Annotated in this window: 12 protein-coding genes and 1 tRNA gene; 7 read left to right on the forward strand and 6 right to left on the reverse strand. The window is 62.3% G+C overall.

Annotation, left to right across the window (positions count from 1 at the left end):
* Positions 1–119: 119 nt before the first annotated feature.
* The gene (locus ABWV89_RS13485; protein WP_353397654.1) at positions 120–728 is read left to right on the forward strand and encodes a cyclic nucleotide-binding domain-containing protein; all 609 of its coding nucleotides are present in this window, start codon (positions 120–122) and stop codon (positions 726–728) included.
* Positions 729–749: 21 nt separating this feature from the next.
* On the opposite strand, the gene ABWV89_RS13490 is transcribed toward ABWV89_RS13485, so the two are convergent.
* The 3 genes from ABWV89_RS13490 to ABWV89_RS13500 form a co-directional block, all read right to left on the reverse strand.
* On the reverse strand, positions 750–1,202 hold the full coding sequence (locus ABWV89_RS13490; RefSeq protein ID WP_353397657.1) for a TPM domain-containing protein: 453 nt from the start codon (positions 1,200–1,202) through the stop codon (positions 750–752).
* Between the two features lie 101 nt (positions 1,203–1,303).
* Positions 1,304–2,248 (reverse strand): TPM domain-containing protein, encoded by a 945-nt coding sequence (locus ABWV89_RS13495; RefSeq protein ID WP_353397660.1) that lies wholly within the window; start codon positions 2,246–2,248, stop codon positions 1,304–1,306.
* Between the two features lie 10 nt (positions 2,249–2,258).
* A complete protein-coding gene (locus ABWV89_RS13500) occupies positions 2,259–2,858 on the reverse strand; it encodes a LemA family protein (protein ID WP_502903214.1) in 600 nt (199 codons plus the stop codon).
* A 46-nt stretch (positions 2,859–2,904) separates the two neighbouring features.
* Here ABWV89_RS13500 and ABWV89_RS13505 point away from each other — a divergent pair, with 46 nt between their 5' ends.
* From ABWV89_RS13505 to ABWV89_RS13520, 4 genes are all read left to right on the forward strand, one after another.
* The gene (locus ABWV89_RS13505; protein WP_353397666.1) at positions 2,905–3,396 is read left to right on the forward strand and encodes a YybH family protein; all 492 of its coding nucleotides are present in this window, start codon (positions 2,905–2,907) and stop codon (positions 3,394–3,396) included.
* Positions 3,397–3,537: 141 nt separating this feature from the next.
* Positions 3,538–4,566 carry a YheT family hydrolase gene (locus ABWV89_RS13510; RefSeq protein WP_353399251.1) on the forward strand — a complete coding sequence of 343 codons (1,029 nt, stop codon included), beginning with the start codon at positions 3,538–3,540 and terminating at the stop codon, positions 4,564–4,566.
* Between the two features lie 53 nt (positions 4,567–4,619).
* Positions 4,620–5,192, forward strand: coding sequence for a DUF2946 family protein (locus ABWV89_RS13515; protein ID WP_353397669.1), 573 nt, complete (start codon positions 4,620–4,622; stop codon positions 5,190–5,192).
* Positions 5,193–5,242: 50 nt separating this feature from the next.
* Positions 5,243–5,740: a hypothetical protein gene (locus tag ABWV89_RS13520; protein WP_353397672.1), complete on the forward strand. Its 498-nt coding sequence runs from the start codon at positions 5,243–5,245 to the stop codon at positions 5,738–5,740.
* A gap of 158 nt (positions 5,741–5,898) precedes the next feature.
* Here the strand turns inward: ABWV89_RS13520 and ABWV89_RS13525 are convergent, their stop codons facing one another.
* Positions 5,899–6,414 (reverse strand): c-type cytochrome, encoded by a 516-nt coding sequence (locus tag ABWV89_RS13525; RefSeq protein WP_353397675.1) that lies wholly within the window; start codon positions 6,412–6,414, stop codon positions 5,899–5,901.
* A gap of 120 nt (positions 6,415–6,534) precedes the next feature.
* On the opposite strand from ABWV89_RS13525, the gene ABWV89_RS13530 reads away from it, so the two are divergent.
* Positions 6,535–6,610, forward strand: a tRNA-Arg gene (locus ABWV89_RS13530).
* A gap of 467 nt (positions 6,611–7,077) precedes the next feature.
* Entirely contained in the window at positions 7,078–7,860 is a 783-nt protein-coding gene (locus ABWV89_RS13535) for a CAP domain-containing protein (protein ID WP_353397677.1), read from the forward strand.
* Between the two features lie 17 nt (positions 7,861–7,877).
* Here the strand turns inward: ABWV89_RS13535 and ABWV89_RS13540 are convergent, their stop codons facing one another.
* Together ABWV89_RS13540 and ABWV89_RS13545 are read right to left on the reverse strand one after the other, a co-directional pair.
* Complete coding sequence (locus ABWV89_RS13540; protein ID WP_353397679.1) at positions 7,878–13,472, reverse strand: cadherin-like domain-containing protein; 5,595 nt, start codon at positions 13,470–13,472, stop codon at positions 7,878–7,880.
* Positions 13,473–13,751: 279 nt separating this feature from the next.
* Positions 13,752–15,323: an FAD-dependent oxidoreductase gene (locus tag ABWV89_RS13545; RefSeq protein ID WP_353397682.1), complete on the reverse strand. Its 1,572-nt coding sequence runs from the start codon at positions 15,321–15,323 to the stop codon at positions 13,752–13,754.
* Positions 15,324–15,395: the final 72 nt, after the last annotated feature.

The following is a 15,395-nucleotide window of genomic DNA, read 5'->3' on the forward strand; positions in this document are numbered from 1 at the left end:
TTGGCTGGTCTTTTTTTTGCCGATGGAATTATGAGGAACCCTCGTGCGATGATGGTTCTCGAAGTTCAGGTACCCTTTGGTTCTATTTTTGCGTTCCGAGTTCTCTTCTGCTGACGGCCATGTCACCGTTCTCCGATAACCCCGAGATGCCCGCTGAGGAAATCGCCGCTCGTCTGCTGGTGACGGCCTCGGCCATGGACGACCTGAGCATTCCTGACGGGTTTCGCATCGTCAGCTACATGCGCCCACGCCGTTTGCCTGCCGGAACCGTGTTGTTTACCGAGGGTGACGCCAAGAAGAACGATTTCATGGTGCTCGTCATGGAAGGTGACGTCTCCGTGGAGCGGGCCATGGCTGGTCACAAGGACAACATGGTCGTCAGCGTGATGGGGCCAGGTTCGATTGTTGGCGAGATGGGGGTGCTCGACGGTGCACCCCGGTCAGCCACGTGCACGGCCACGACCGATGCAGTCGTGGCCATTCTCACCCGTACCGCGCTGATGCGTTTGCTGCGCGATCACCCCAAAGTGGGCTCGCGTTTTCTGCTGGCCCTGTCCAAACGTCTGGCAGATCATTTGCGAGCGACGACTCGCAAACTCAACACCTTTGCGCAGATGAACAAGACCTTGCAAGAAGAGCTGAACCTGGTCTTGCATGGAAGAACCGTGCTCAAGTCGGACGTGAAACCGGGTAGCTCTCCGGATGGCAAGGACTTGCCAACCTTCTGACGGCAGGATCCGCCGGGCCTCTTATGCCCGGACGACGAAATTGGGCAGCTCGTCGGGACGAACTTCGCCAGCGCCGAGCGGAAAGGCCTCGACCAGAAGCGCGGACACTTCTTCCAGCGCCGCCGTCAGCCCGTCCTCCACCTCGCCCTTCTTCAGGCGTTGGCCCAGTCGGCCAACGATGGCTTCCCACTGCTGTTGATCAATCGCCCGGGAGAGCGCCCGATCGGCAACGACCTCGATGGCCTGTTCGGCCAGCAGCAGATAGATCAGGACGCCGTTGTTGCGCTCGGTATCCCATACGCGCAAGTCACCAAACCAGTCCCAGGCGCGATCGCGGATGACAGTCGCGAGCGTGGCATCTCTGCCCAGTCGATACAGGTCGTGCAAAGGCAGGGACGCTTCTACACAGATCCGTACCTCTCCCGTGTGCCGTGCTTCGCTCGCCTGGATGCGGTCGGAAAGACGCTCAGCCATGTCGTCCGGTACCCAGCGCCGGGTGTCGGAAAAGTCTCTCCAGCGGTGCCGTAGAAGTTTGAAGAGCCAGGGTTCGTCTGTTCGCATACGTGTTCAGCCCTTCACCAGCCGCCGCTGGCACCGCCGCCACCGAAACTGCCTCCACCACCGGAGCTCCATCCACCACCGCCGCCACCCGAACTCCACCCGCCGCCCGAGCCGCCTCCCCAGCGACCTCCGCGGGAGCCCGAACCTTTGCTCGCTGCCGAGAACAGGCCAAACACCTGGAAGAAGATGGCCACGATGATGCCGATGACGAAAAAGGCCACGCCCACGTAGAGTGCGCCGGACACAAACCAGGCCAAGCCGCCGGCAAACACACCCGATGCCAGGACGCCAAAGACGCGCCCGAAGATGCCGCGGAACACTGCCTGGATGACCGGATAGCCAAGAAAGACAAACAACAACAGGTTCTCCAGCGTGTCGCCATCGAGCTCAGACGAGGCGCTGGAGGAAGAGGACGAAGAGGCCGACTCTGCCGGCAGTGGCAGTGCTTCGCCTTCAACGCGGGCAAAGAGGTGATCCAGGGCCGCGCTGATGCCGCCGGCAAAATCGCCGCGCCTGAATGCAGGGGTCAGGACCTGATCAATGATGCGCTTGGCAATCATGTCGGGTATGGCGCCCTCCAATGCTCTTGAAGTGGCGATGTGCATGCGCCGGTCATTCTTGGCCACCACCAGCACCAGCCCATCACCGACCTCGGCACGCCCGACGGCCGTGGCTCGGGCCAGCCGCTGCGTGTAGCTGAAGACATCCTCAGGCTGCGTGGTGGGCACGATGACCACGATGATTTGCGTGCCGCGGCGAGACTCAAACTCGGAGAGCTTGGCTTCGAGTTGAGCTATTTGTGAGGGGCTGAGTGTGCTTGTCTGGTCCGTGACGTGGGCAGTGATGGCAGGGAGCGGCAGGCGGTTCGCGGCATGCGCACCCAAGGGCAGTGCCAGGCACAGCCAAGCCAGCACCAAAAGGCTGATCCCGGCGAGCAGGTGCTGAGTCGGCAGCCTCATCAGCACTGCGTCACTTCTGGGAGCCAAATTCGATCTTGGGAGGTGTGCTGATCGCGGCTTCGTTCTCCACCGTGAAGCTCGCCTTTGTCTCATAGCCAAAAATCATGGCGGTGAGATTGGTCGGGAAGCTGCGGCGCAGAATGTTGTATTCCTGAACGGCCTGAATGAAATCATTGCGCGCGACGGTAATGCGATTCTCAGTGCCGGCGTATTCTGCGGAGAAATCGCGGAACGCCTGATTGGCCTTGAGCTGGGGATAGCGTTCGACCACCACCATCAGTCGGGCCAGTGCCGAACCCAACTCGCCCTGCGCTGCCTGGAACTGTTGCATGGCCGCCGGGTTGTTGACCATGTCGGGCGAGACTTGAATAGAGGTGGCCTTGGCGCGGGCCTCGATGACCTTGGTGAGGGTCTCCTGCTCGAAGTCAGCTTCTCCTTCAACAATGGCCTGCAAGTTGGGGATCAGGTCAGCGCGACGCTGGTACTGATTCAGCACCTCGGCCCAGGCCGATTTGGTCTGCTCGTCGAGTCGCTGAAAGTCGTTGTAGCCGCAGCCGCCGAGCAGCAGACTTGCGGCCAGCGCCCAAACAACAAGAAACAATCGAGACATGAGCATTGCCCTCCATTAAGCGATTCTTCTATCATAGTGCGTTGTAATGACTGCTGCGCTGGTCGCCACGCCTGTGCTGCGCGCCCCGGAACCTCCCATGCCCAAGACCCTGTTGCCACTGAGCACGCCCGACGACACCGAGGCGGCCTACTACGACGCGTTGCTTCATGCCGATCTGGAGCAACTGATGGCATGCTGGTCGGATGAGGATGACATCGTCTGCGTCCTCCCCGGCACCCACCGGCTGATCGGACATGCGCAGATCCGCGCAGCCTTTGAAGCACTGATGACGAACGGAAGCATCCGGGTCGTGGTGGAGAATCTGCACAAGACAGAGACGGCATCGTCGACGATTCACAGTGCTCTGGTGCATGTCAGCATGGGGGCTGCAGACAGGCCTGAGGATTTGTGGCTGTTTGTGACCAGCGTCTATGTGAAGACAGCACATGGCTGGCGGCTGGTGGCCCACCATGCCAGCCCGGGCATGCAGGAGAGTGTGACAGGCTCCTGGGTGGCCGCCGACACGACCTTGCACTGAGCCTGCACACTGACACTGACACCGACACTGAATCAGCGCGTGTTTGATCGAACGCAAGCCACTGTCGACGGTGCTGCGACGGCGCGCCTGGCCCGATGGGCTGAGGCGGTGGTGGCCGATCCTGCAGACGCCGCTCGGGGCCTGGACGCTGTGACGCCCTGGTGGCTTCCCGGTGGCAACCTGCAAACCATCTGGTCCGCCATCGGCGCGCGCCGGCATTTTGGCGCCAAACCCCGGTGGCAACGACAACGCTGGGACACACCCGACCAGGACTTCATCGACGTGGATGTGTTCGATGATGGCTCCACCACCACAAACAACAACAGCAGCAGCGAGACCGATGACCGGCCATTGCTGGTGCTTTTTCACGGACTGGAAGGCTCATCGTCCAGCCAGTATGCGGTCGCCTTTGCCGACTTCGCGCAGACCCACGGCGTGGCGATGGCCGTGCCTCACTTTCGTGGGTGTTCGGGTGAGCTCAATGTCGCGCCTCGGGCCTACCATTCCGGAGACTTCGCGGAAGTCGACTGGATTCTGACGCGTTTTCGCCGCCAGCATCCACATCGCACGATGGTGGCGGCCGGTGTGTCGCTGGGCGGCAATGCCCTGCTGCGCTGGGCGGGCGAAATGGGAGAAGCAGCGGCGACCCGGGTAAAAGCCGTTGCCGCCATCTGCTCACCGCTTGATCTTGCGTCCGGTGGACATGCCATCGGCCAGGGTTTCAATCGGCTGGTCTACACGCGCATGTTTCTCAACACCATGGTGCCCAAGGCGCTGGACAAATGGGCGCAGCACCCCGGCCTGTTTGACCGTGATGCCCTGCTGTCTGCCAAGGATTTGTATGCGTTCGACAATGTTTTCACAGCCCCTTTGCACGGCTTTGAAAACACGGAAGACTATTGGAGCCGTGCGTCGGCGAAGCCGGTGCTGGCCGATATCCGGATACCGGCGCTGGCACTGAACGCCCGCAATGATCCGTTTGTGCCTGCTGCCAGCCTTCCCCGGGAAGGCGAGGTGGGCAAACACGTCAGCTTGTGGCAACCTCGGCGAGGGGGCCATGTGGGCTTCCCGGGCAGCTTGCCGCCATGGGGAGTGCCGGGACATGTCCGGAGCATGCCGGAGGCTGTAGGACAGTGGCTGCTGGCGCACGCAGGGTGCGCGCGCGGGTAGCCTGAAGAAACCATCGACAGGTCTGAGAGGACAAACCAGGAGAAACCGAGCGGATGGATGACATCGTCAAAGCAGCGCTGGCCAAGTGGCCCAACGTCCCCGATTGTTATGGTTGGCTGGGGCTGGACGGCCGAGGCCAGTGGTACATGCGGGACGACAAGGCACAGGCGGCAGGACCGTTTGCTGTGCTGCGGGGAGAGCCGGCGACCAGCCCGGCGGCCAAGGGATCGCTGCTGCGCCATGACAAGCTGATCGATTTCATCGGTCGGAACTATGAAAGCGACGAACAGGGGCAATGGTTCTTCCAGAACGGGCCCCAAAGGGTGTACGTCGAGCTGGAGGTCACGCCCTGGGTGTGGCGTATTCAGCTCAATGGCGAGATCACGTCCCACACCGGCAAACCGGCAGGGAAAGTGGGTGCCTGCTGGCTTGATGAGAGAGGCCGCCTGTATCTGGAAACCGATCTGGGCATGGGGGTCGTGCACACGGCTGACATGCATCAGGCTGCAGAAGCGGTGGAGTCTGGGCGGTGGAAGCCTGAAGAGACCACGGTCGCTGCCCTGGTCGAGCGTGGACAGTATGTGCGCAGCCCCGCAGCTCGCCAGGCTGCCGTGGCGCACGGCTGATCACCTGCACAAACCGTGCGACATGGGCAAAAGGGCTCCGAGGTTCTGACATGAAACCTGTTTCGCTTCTTGTGGCGCTGATCGGCTCATCGGCTTTCATCGCTTCCGCGCTGGCACAACACGACGCCTCGCACCACGGACATGTGCCCGGGCATGGAGCAGGCCATGCCGACATGCAGGACGGGCGAGAGCTGGTGGCGTTTCCGGCACCCATGCGCGCGCATACCTTGAGCAACATGCGTGATCACCTGAAAGCCATGGGTGACATCCAGGCAGCCATGTCCAAAGAAGACCTTGATCTGGCTGCCCGCATTGCCGAGCAACGCCTGGGCATGTCGTCGCTGGAGGCGCATGGTGCTCACGACCTGGCGGGCTTCATGCCAGAGGGCATGCGCGCGGCGGGAACGGCCATGCACCGATCGGCCAGCCAGCTGGCCGTTGAGCTGCGCAACACGGGCGCAACAGGGGACTGGAAACCCAGCCTCGCTTCGTTTGCCAGGCTCACGCAAACATGCGTGGCCTGCCATGCGGCCTACCGCCTGCAGTAGCGGTCAGTAGGCACACTCCAGGCTTGGGACCTGGTCACCGCCAAAGAAAAAGCCGGTCAGTTGTGACCGGCTTTTTCTTTGCGGGCGTGGCATTTTGCGGATGCCTCGCGGGAGAAGCGGCCAGATTGTTCTGGCCTTTGTGCTTGTGCTTCTCTGGCTTATTTGGCAGCGTCGACCATGTACTGGACGGTAGCCTTGATCTCTTCTTCAGAGGCAGCAGAGCCACCTTTGGGCGGCATGGCGCCCTTGCCATTGACAACGCTGGCGACCAAGGTGTCGATGCCCGTGGCAATGCGTGCGCTCCAGGCTGCTGCGTCACCGAACTTGGGTGCGCCGGCAACGCCAGCCGCGTGGCAGGCGGCACATGCGCTGTTGTACAGGCCTTCAGCTGTCTGAGCCGCTGGCGCAGCAGCAGCGACCACAGGTGCGGCGGCAGCCGGCTCGTCGGCAGGCGGGTTGGCCGGGTCGTAGAGGCGCACCGAGCCCACTTTCTGGATGCGCTCGGCCTTGGCCAGCTCGGCGTCCACGGTATCGACCGCAGGCTTGTCGCTGCGGACGACAAAGTTCACCAGTCCGATGATGACAAACACCGGAATCACGAAGGAGAAAAACGACAGCCAGGCCAGCTGGGCAGGGGTTTTGACAGGGCCGGTATGAGAGTCGTGGGCGCTCATGGTGTGTGTTCTCGCGTTTGAAACCGTTGGAATTTGACCGCTGGCTGGCAGCGGCGAACAGCCTGAGATTATATCGCGTAGGGGCAGTTGGGCCTACGCCTGCTAGAATCTGTGGTCTGCGCGGCTGTAGCTCAGTGGATAGAGTATTGGCCTCCGAAGCCAAGGGTCGTGGGTTCGATCCCCGCCAGCCGCGCCAGATTTTTCGCATGGTGGCACCTGTTGCGTGTCACGCCAGCCGTTGCGGGCCAGCCTTCTTGTCAGGTCAGGCCGTTGCCTCGATGAAGGCGCGCTGAGCATCGACTTCTCCACGCATTTCGCTGTCTTGCTTTGGGCCTGAGCTGGCTCCGGGGGACCTGGGCTGCATTCGAGCCCTCCAGCACCGCCGCCGAGCGGCTGCAACGCCCGTCCAGGCCTGGCTCGGACTATGCTGCGCAGGCAAAAAGATACTGGTAGACGGATGAAGGCGGTCGGGTGTAGCCCTCCGCTGTGTGTGAAAGCCGGAACTTCCTTCCAAGCGGGCGAACAGACCCGCTGCAGCCGGGGAGCTGCATACAGGCCTCGCCTGCCAACGGTTGATTTTTCTTGTTCAATTGTTCAGTTGTTCAACTGTGGCCGGGCCTTGTCTTTTTGCCTTGTCTGAGGTGGGAGCGAAAGGCGAACAACATGATGAACCCCGAATACAGCAGAACGCCGGATGGTCTGGCTCTCCAGCGTCGTGAGATGCGCCCATGGCGCCCCGGCCTGGTGAGCATCGTCGCGGTGCTGGCTCTGAGTGCGTGTGGAGGTGGAGGCGGTGCCGACGATGACAGCGTGAGCGATCCGCAGGCTTCCTCGACCGGTGTTCAAGAACAGGGCGCCAGCGATGCCCCTGCCGCGTCAGGTGGAGCGACTGCTGGCACGTCTTCGACGCCAGCGCCCGCCACGGGCGCGACACCGGCGGCATCAAGCCCGGCTGCGCCTGCAGCACCTTCTCCTTCACCTTCGCCTTCTCCGGTGCCGCCACCTGCTCCGGCTCCAAGCGTTGTTGCTTGCGGTGGCGCCATGCAGGCTGAAATGCTGGCTGCCGTGAATGCTGCCCGTGCTTCAGCGCGCTCATGCGGCAGTACCGCCATGGCCGCAACGGGGGCGGTCTCCTGGAGCAAGGCGCTGGAGAATGCGGCGATACGCCATGCCTCTGACATGGCCGCGAACAACTGGTTTTCGCACACGGGAACCGACGGCAGCAGCGTGGGCTCTCGCGCGATCGACGCAGGTTATCGCTACAGCGCCATTGCCGAGAACATTGCCGCTGGCTATGGTTCGGTGAATCAGGTGATGAGCGGCTGGCTCTCGAGCTCAGGCCATTGCAAGGCCATCATGACGCCGCGTTTTCAGGATCTGGGCGTGGCATGTCGAATGCAAAGCGGCGGCCGGACCAACTGGAGCATGGAGCTGGGGGTGCGGTAGTCGCAAGCGCAGGCGCATCATTGGCCTGTGGTGCCACTTCGCCAGGCGACGGCTGCCGCCAATTGAGCCTTGAACCCCGGTGCGGCGCGAACCAGTTCGGCAGGATCAATCGGCATGGTGGGTGCCCGGAAGCCGGGTCCGCCTTCAGGACTGGCGGGCGAGGGTGCCTCTACCTCTGCCGGATCAGCAGGGGGCTTGCTGTCTGAAGGCCTGGAGTCCAGGTGACTCTCTGGCTCCATGACGCGCTCGGGGGCAGGCGACCGCGCTGGTCTCTCTTGCAGCGGCTCGACCTTCATGGGCGTGCCTTCCCCGCCAATGCCCAGGATGCTGCGGACTGGGGGCGCGGTGGGGGCGCTGGAGGTGTCGTCCGGGCCGGTCAGACCATCGCTCAGCGCGAGATGCGTAGCCACGCTCTGCTGAAGTACAGCGTGCATTTGAGACGAACGAACGGCTTTCTGCACATAGATACCGTGCTCGCTGGTGACGGGCTCGTGCCTGACAGCATGTTGAACGTGCACGACCGGGTGCATGGTGAGTGCGCCGCCCGTGGACATGACGGGGGCTGTGCCGAAGATCGGCATGGTCTGTGACTCGGAGAGCAGCAGATCATCCGGTGCCTGGGCCATGGCTTCTGCCAGCAGGAGGGTGCCAATGGCGCCCGGCGTGAGACCGGACGTCCAGAGCTGGCTTTCTGCCGAAGCACTGCCTACTGCGCGCAGCACATGCAACTCGGGTGGGGTGTTGTATGTGCTGGTGGGGAAGCTGTCGTACGCGAGCGTCTCGGCCGGCGTCACGCTGCCTTCTGCTGCCTGTGGCGGTGGTGCTTCTACGGGTGCCGGCGCCGGGGCTGGCGCTTCGACAGGTGCCGGTGAGGGCGCGGGTGCTGGCGGTGGTGGCGGCGCCGCGGCAACGCGGACGGTGAGCGTGCCAATGTCGGAAGCCATGCCGTCGGTGACGGTGTAGTCCACCGTGTCGGTGCCACTGAAGTTGGCCGGCGGTGTGTATGTGTAGCTGCCGTCAGCGGCAATGGTTATTCGGCCGCCCTGTGTGGTGGCGAATGTACCCGTCACTGCAGTGAGTGTGTCGCCGTCGAGGTCGGTGTCATTGGCCAGGAGGGACACGCTGCCAGAGAGGCGTGTGTTTTCGTGCGCGTTGGCGCTGTCGTCCACGGCGACGGGGGCGTCATTGACAGGTGTGACGGTGATGCTGAGCGTGCCGGTGTCGGACGCTGCCCCGTCGGTAACGGTGTAGCTGACGGTGTCGGTGCCGTTGAAGTCGGTGGGCGGTGTGTAGGTGTAGCTGCCGTCCGACGCAATGGTGATGCTGCCGCCTTGCGCGGTGGTGAAGGTGCCGGCCACAGCGGTGAGCAGGTCACCATCAACATCGGTGTCGTTGGAGACCAAATTCATGGTGGAGGTCAATGGCGCGTCTTCGCTGGTGGTGGCAGTGTCGTTGACCGCGACAGGCGCATCGTTGACGGCACCAACCGTGATGGTGAGTGTTCCGGTGTCTGACGCAGCGCTGTCGGTGACGGTGTAGTCGACGGTATCGATACCGTTGAAATCCGGTGGCGGTGTGTAGGTGTAGTGCCCGTCGTTGGTGATGGTGATGCTGCCGCCTTGTGCGGTGGCGAAGGTGCCTGCCACGGCAGTGAGACCATCGCCGTCAACGTCAGTGTCGTTGGCCAGGAGGGAGATGGTGGAGCTCAGCGGCGTGTCTTCGTCGGTGGCGGCGGTGTCGTCCAGCGCATTGGGTGGATCATTGGCCGGACCGACGCTGATGGTCAGGGTGCCGGTGTCGCTGTCGGTGCCATCGGTGACGGTGTAGCTGACCGAGTCGGTGCCGTTGAAGTTGGTCGGCGGCGTGTAGGTGTAGCTGCCGTCGGAAGCAATGGTGATGCTGCCCCCTTGTGCCGTGGCGAAGGTGCCTGCCACCACAGTGAGTAGGTCGCCGTCTGCATCGGTGTCGTTGGCGTCCAGGTCGACGGTGGAGGTGAACACTTGGTCTTCGACGACGCTGATGGTGTCGTCTGTCGCGACGGGGGCATCGTTGACAGCGCCAACTGTGATGGTGAGCGTGCCGGTGTCGGATGCGTTGCCGTCGGTGACGAAGTAGTCCACCGTGTCGGTGCCGTTGAAGTTGGCGGCGGGCGTGTAGGTGAAGTGGCCGTTGCTGGCGATGACAATGGTGCCACCCTGTGTGGTGGCGAACGTGCCCGCCACGGCGGTGAGCGCGTCGCCATCGACATCCACGTCGTTGGACACCAGAGGCACGCTGGAGCTCAGCGGTACATCCTCGTTGGTGGTGGCAGTGTCGTTCACTGCGATGGGGGCGTCATTGGCCGCGGCAACGTTGATGGTCAGGGTGCCGGTATCGGACGCGCTGCCATCGGTGACCACATAGTCCACCGAGTCCACCCCATTGAAATCGGGTGGCGGTGTGTAGGAGTAGCTGCCGTCGGTGGCGATGGTGATGCTGCCGCCTTGTGTGGTCGCGAAGGTGCCCGCGACCACGGTGAGCGTGTCGCCATCGATGTCGGTGTCGTTGGCGTCAAGCTCGACGCTGGATATGAATGGCGTATCTTCCGTGGTGGCAACAGTGTCGTCCACCGCCACCGGGGCGTCATTGACGGCAGCGACGTTGAGCGTCAAGGTGCCGGTGTCGGACGCGATCCCGTCGGTGACGGTATAGCTGACGGTGTCCGTGCCGTTGAAATTGCTGGGCGGCGTGTAGGTGTAGCTGCCGTCGGAGGCGATGGTGATGCTGCCGCCTTGTGTGGTCGCGAAGGTGCCCGCGACCACGGTGAGCGTGTCGCCGTCGACGTCGGTGTCGTTGGCGTCAAGGTCGACCGTGGAAGTGAACAATGTGTCTTCCGTGGTGGCGGCGGTGTCGTCCACCGCCACCGGGGCGTCATTGACGGCAGCGACGTTGAGCGTCAAGGTGCCGGTGTCGGACGCGATCCCGTCAGTGACGGTAAAGCTGACGGCGTCCGTGCCATTGAAATTGGTGGGGGGTATGTAGGTGTAGCTGCCATCTGAAGCGATGGTGACGCTGCCGCCTTGTGTGGTGGCGAAGGTGCCAGCGACCACGGTGAGCGTGTCGCCGTCGACGTCGGTGTCGTTGGCGTCAAGCTCGACGCTGGATATGAATGGCGTATCTTCCGTGGTGGCAACAGTGTCGTCCACCGCCACCGGAGCGTCATTGACGGCAGCGACGTTGAGCGTCAAGGTGCCGGTGTCGGATGCGATCCCGTCGGTGACGGTATAGCTGACGGTGTCCGTGCCATTGAAATTGGTGGGGGGTGTGTAGGTGTAGCTGCCATCTGAAGCGATGGTGATGCTGCCGCCTTGTGTGGTAGCGAAGGTGCCAGCGACCACGGTGAGCGAGTCGCCGTCGGCATCGGTGTCATTGGCGTCAAGCTCGACGCTGGATGTGAATGGCGTGTCTTCCGTGGCGGCGGCGGTGTCGTCTACCGCCACCGGTGCGTCGTTCACGTCCCGGAACTGCAAGTCCACCGTGGGCGGTGATGCGTTGGAACCGTCAGGATTCAGCGCGGGCACACCGGCCAGATTGAAATTGCCGCCAATGACGTTTTCATCGTTGGGGACAGGGCCGTCGTTGACGTTGCTGCCCTCAAAGATGTCGAGCAGTCCATCGCCGTCGGTGTCGGTGGTGCTGATGATGGAAGTGGCTTGGCCGTCACCTCGCTCGGCCACATCACCCATGCCATCGTTGTCGCTGTCGGCATCGAGAAAGTCGGCCGTGCCATCGCCATCCGTGTCGACGGGCGTCAGGCCTTCGCCAGCGCCAGGACTGCTTTCGTAGGCGTCATCAAGGCCGTTGCCGTCGCTGTCGATGCCAGAGGGTGCGATGTAGCTGGCGGTGCCCTGAGCTTCCACATTGTCGGTGATGCCGTCGTTGTCGGCATCAATGTCCTGCGTCGTTCCCACAGGGACTGCGACCACCCCAAAAATGAAACCATGCGGGTCATTGCCGGTATAGCTGAGCACCACGTCGGATGCTGTGCGCGGAATCTCGTAGAAGGTGTAGCCGTTGCCCGTGGTGTCGAGGTTGGTGCTGATGACCGTACCGGTCTGGCCAACGGTGTTGGACTCCACGCCATCGAGCAACGAGTATGTGCCTGAGCCGAACACGTCTGCATTGTCCAGTACCGTGAGCACTTCGCTGGAAGTGATGGTGGTAAAGGCGGTGCCACCGTATTCGGTCGCCAGACCAGCCACGCCGATGATGTAGTGGTATTCGTAGCCGCCGGTGTCGAGGCTTTCTGCGGTGGCGCCCCAGTCGACATTGATGTCCCGGGGTATGGAGCCAATCACGTCAAGATAGAGTGTGGGAATGGAAACGTCCGCGCCGTAGAAATTGACGTCCATGTTGGCCTGGGGTGGCTGGAACACCCGCCACTGGTCGCCGCCAACAACATCACCGGCCAGTACCGTGACCGATATGCCGCCAGCGGGTAGCGTGGCGGGGCCTGCCGGATCTACTGCGAACGTGTGCGTGTAGGGTGAAGTCTCGAGCAGGTTGGCTTCGGCCTCAGTGGGCGTGACCATGGTGATCTCGGGGATGGCGCCTTCGTTGGCATCGATGATGCCGTCGTTGTCGTCATCGATATCGGCGGAGTCAATGACGCCATCGTTGTCAAAGTCTCCCGCGACCAATGTTCCGTTCCATCCGGTGGCGTCGATGGCTGCAGTGTCTACGGCAGTGCCAGAACGGTACTCCAGCGCCCAGTCTCCCGTGATGCCTGTGCTGTCGTCGGAGGCGGCGACGTCGGCACCGGTGGCCTGTGCCAGCGCGTCGACCATGGAGACACCGTTGGCATCGGCCGCCACATCGCAGCCGTAGAGGAGGATGTCGCCTGATGCACTCAATGCAGAGCCGATGGCAGCCAGCTCATCTGCGTACTCGCCGGACACAGTGCGCATATTGAGCACGGCGTTTCCCAGCGCCACCTGGCCAATGGCGCCGTGGCTGACGATGTGAATGGCGTCGATGTCTGAGCGCCCTTCGAGCAGACTGGCCATCTGGGTCACGCCATTGCCGCTTTCGTCGAGGATGTGGACTTCCAGGCGGGTGTCTTGCAGGTAGGGCTCGATGTCACTCACGCTGCCATCAATGAATACCACCTCGACCCGCTCGGTGCTGGCGATGGACGTGTCCGCATCATCGATGAACCCGCCCACGCCGTCTGCATCAGGCATAGGCATGAAAACTGACGTATCGTCAGCTGCGCTGGTGGGGGTGCCTTCGGCAAAGCCCATGGCGCCATCAGGTGCTCCCGATAGCGGTCCGAGGCTTTCCGAAGCGGGCTTGTCCTCCAAGCCGAACACGCCGCCCAATGCATCAGGCGTCTCCGGCGTTTCGTCCACAGGTGCGTCGTTCAACGACTGGGCTTCTGCCACGGTGCCGCCCATGGCGGCATCAAAGACAATGCGTGGCTCCAGCGCGAACGGAGCTTGGGATAACCGTTCTGGCTGCCTCGTCCTTGTTTGGCTTGATTTGGTACTGCGCGGTCCCGTTGTGGCGGTTTCGGCCGCGGCCACATACGTGCCGACCGCCTCATTCCAGACTGACCGGTAGACCTTGTTCATTGCGCGGAGCACCTGGCTGGGTGCTTGAGAAAAGCGGAGGAAAGCACCGAGACGGTGCTCTCCGGACTGCCTCGTTATCGGCAGTTCGCGCAGAAACTTGGGCCTTCGGCACGCATACCGACCGGCCCGCCAGTCAGGAGTTCTTGGTCTTGGCGTGCGTTGACGAGGTCTGGCAGGAGGAGCGGGGAAACTCGAACCGGCGTGATGTCAAAAGAAAGGGTGAGCAATGAGGCCCACCCTTTGCGTACGTCGGTCAGAAAGACATCAGAAGGCCTAATTTCAGCGTTTTTTCTTCAGCATCTGCTCGCTCACATAGTGGGCCAACGCATACACGGTTTCAGAAGGGTTGTAGCCAATGGAGGTGGGCAGCAAGCTGGCGTCCACCACGTACAGGTTCTTCACGTCGTGGGTTTCGCCATAGGGGTTGACCACGGTGGTCTTCGGGTCGCGACCCATGCGACAGGTGCCTTGCGGGTGGAAGGAGGTGTATTTGTAGCGGGCCGGCTCGTTCTTCAGCGCGTTGATCACCTTCTCCACATCATCCACGCTGTCGATGGACGAGATGTTGGAGGTGGGCAGGTACAGACGCTTGGCGCCCGCCGCAAACAGGATTTTGGCGGTGGAGATCAAGCCCTTCTTCATGGACTCGAAGTCTTCATCGTCCACGGTGTAGTTGATCTCCTTGTGGCCATCCTTCCAGCGCACCTCGCCCACGTTCTTGTCGTGGATCAGGCTGATCAGACGGATGGTGTTCTTGTAGCCGCTCATGTAGGCCATGTAGGCCTTGCCGGTGCCAGGCTCGGCCTGGAAGCTGGCTTCCACCGGCTCCTGAATGGCGTTGAGCAGGATGTAGCCGCCGTTCTCTGGCAGTGTGTCGCGGTCCATGTACAAGGAGTGCGTGGCGCCGTGGAAGTCATTGACCTCATGTGGGAACTCGGCTGTCACCGACAGGCTGGGGTGGCAAGCGAAGTTCTTGCCGACTTGCCCGCTGCTGTTGGCCAGGCCGCTTTTGAGCAGTAGCAATGGCGTTTGAATCGGGCCGGCCGCCATCACCACGGTGGGTGCGTCGATCTGCATGTCGGCCTTCTTGGCGCCGGTGGCCGGGTCGATGACTTCCGCCTTCACGCCGGTGGCCTTGCCGTCTTTTGACAGCACCTGCGTCACGCGGGTGTCGGAGTGGATGGTCGCGCCGTGGGCCACCGCCCATGGCAGGTAGGTCACCAGCATGGATTGCTTGCGGTCTGAAACGCAGCCGGCAAAGCAGAACCCCGTGATGGCGCAGTCCTTGATGTTGCGCTTGGCCTTTCCCAGCGGGAAGTCCAGCTTCTGCATGCCCTCGCCAATCAGCTCGGCACCCGGGCTGGTTTCGTTGGGTTTGACGGTACGGATGTGCAGATTGCGCTCCACCTTTTCAAAGATGGGGGTCATCACCTGCGGGGTGAGGTTGCTCAGACCAAACTCTTTGGCCCAGAGCTTGAGGTAGTAATCCGGCGTGCGGAAGCACAGGGCTGCGTTGACAACGGTGGAGCCACCGACGCAAGCGCCTTGCAGCACGGTGATGTCGCCGGTGGTGTTGGCCTGGCCACCATGGTCCTGGTACATCATGCCCATGGCCACCGCCAGCATTTCCGGAAATTTCTCGGAAGGCACATAAGGTCCGGCCTCAAGCACGATGACTTTCTTGCCAGCCTTGGCCAACTCGTAGGCCGCGATGGCGCCGCCTGCGCCCGAGCCGATCACCACGGCATCGGCCTTGAGGTGGAGCTTGTCCTGCTGGATGTCGGCCGCTTGCGTCACGGCCAGGCCTTGCTTGGCCACTTTCACTTTGATAGGGGTGTGATTCTTGGTCATTCGCTTGTCTCCATTCCGGCTTTCTCAGCACATGGCTTTGGGCATCGGAATCGTGGGGGTTCTCGGATCTCG

Source organism: Hydrogenophaga sp. 5NK40-0174, assembly GCF_040372165.1.
Taxonomy (GTDB): Bacteria; Pseudomonadota; Gammaproteobacteria; order Burkholderiales; family Burkholderiaceae_C; genus Hydrogenophaga.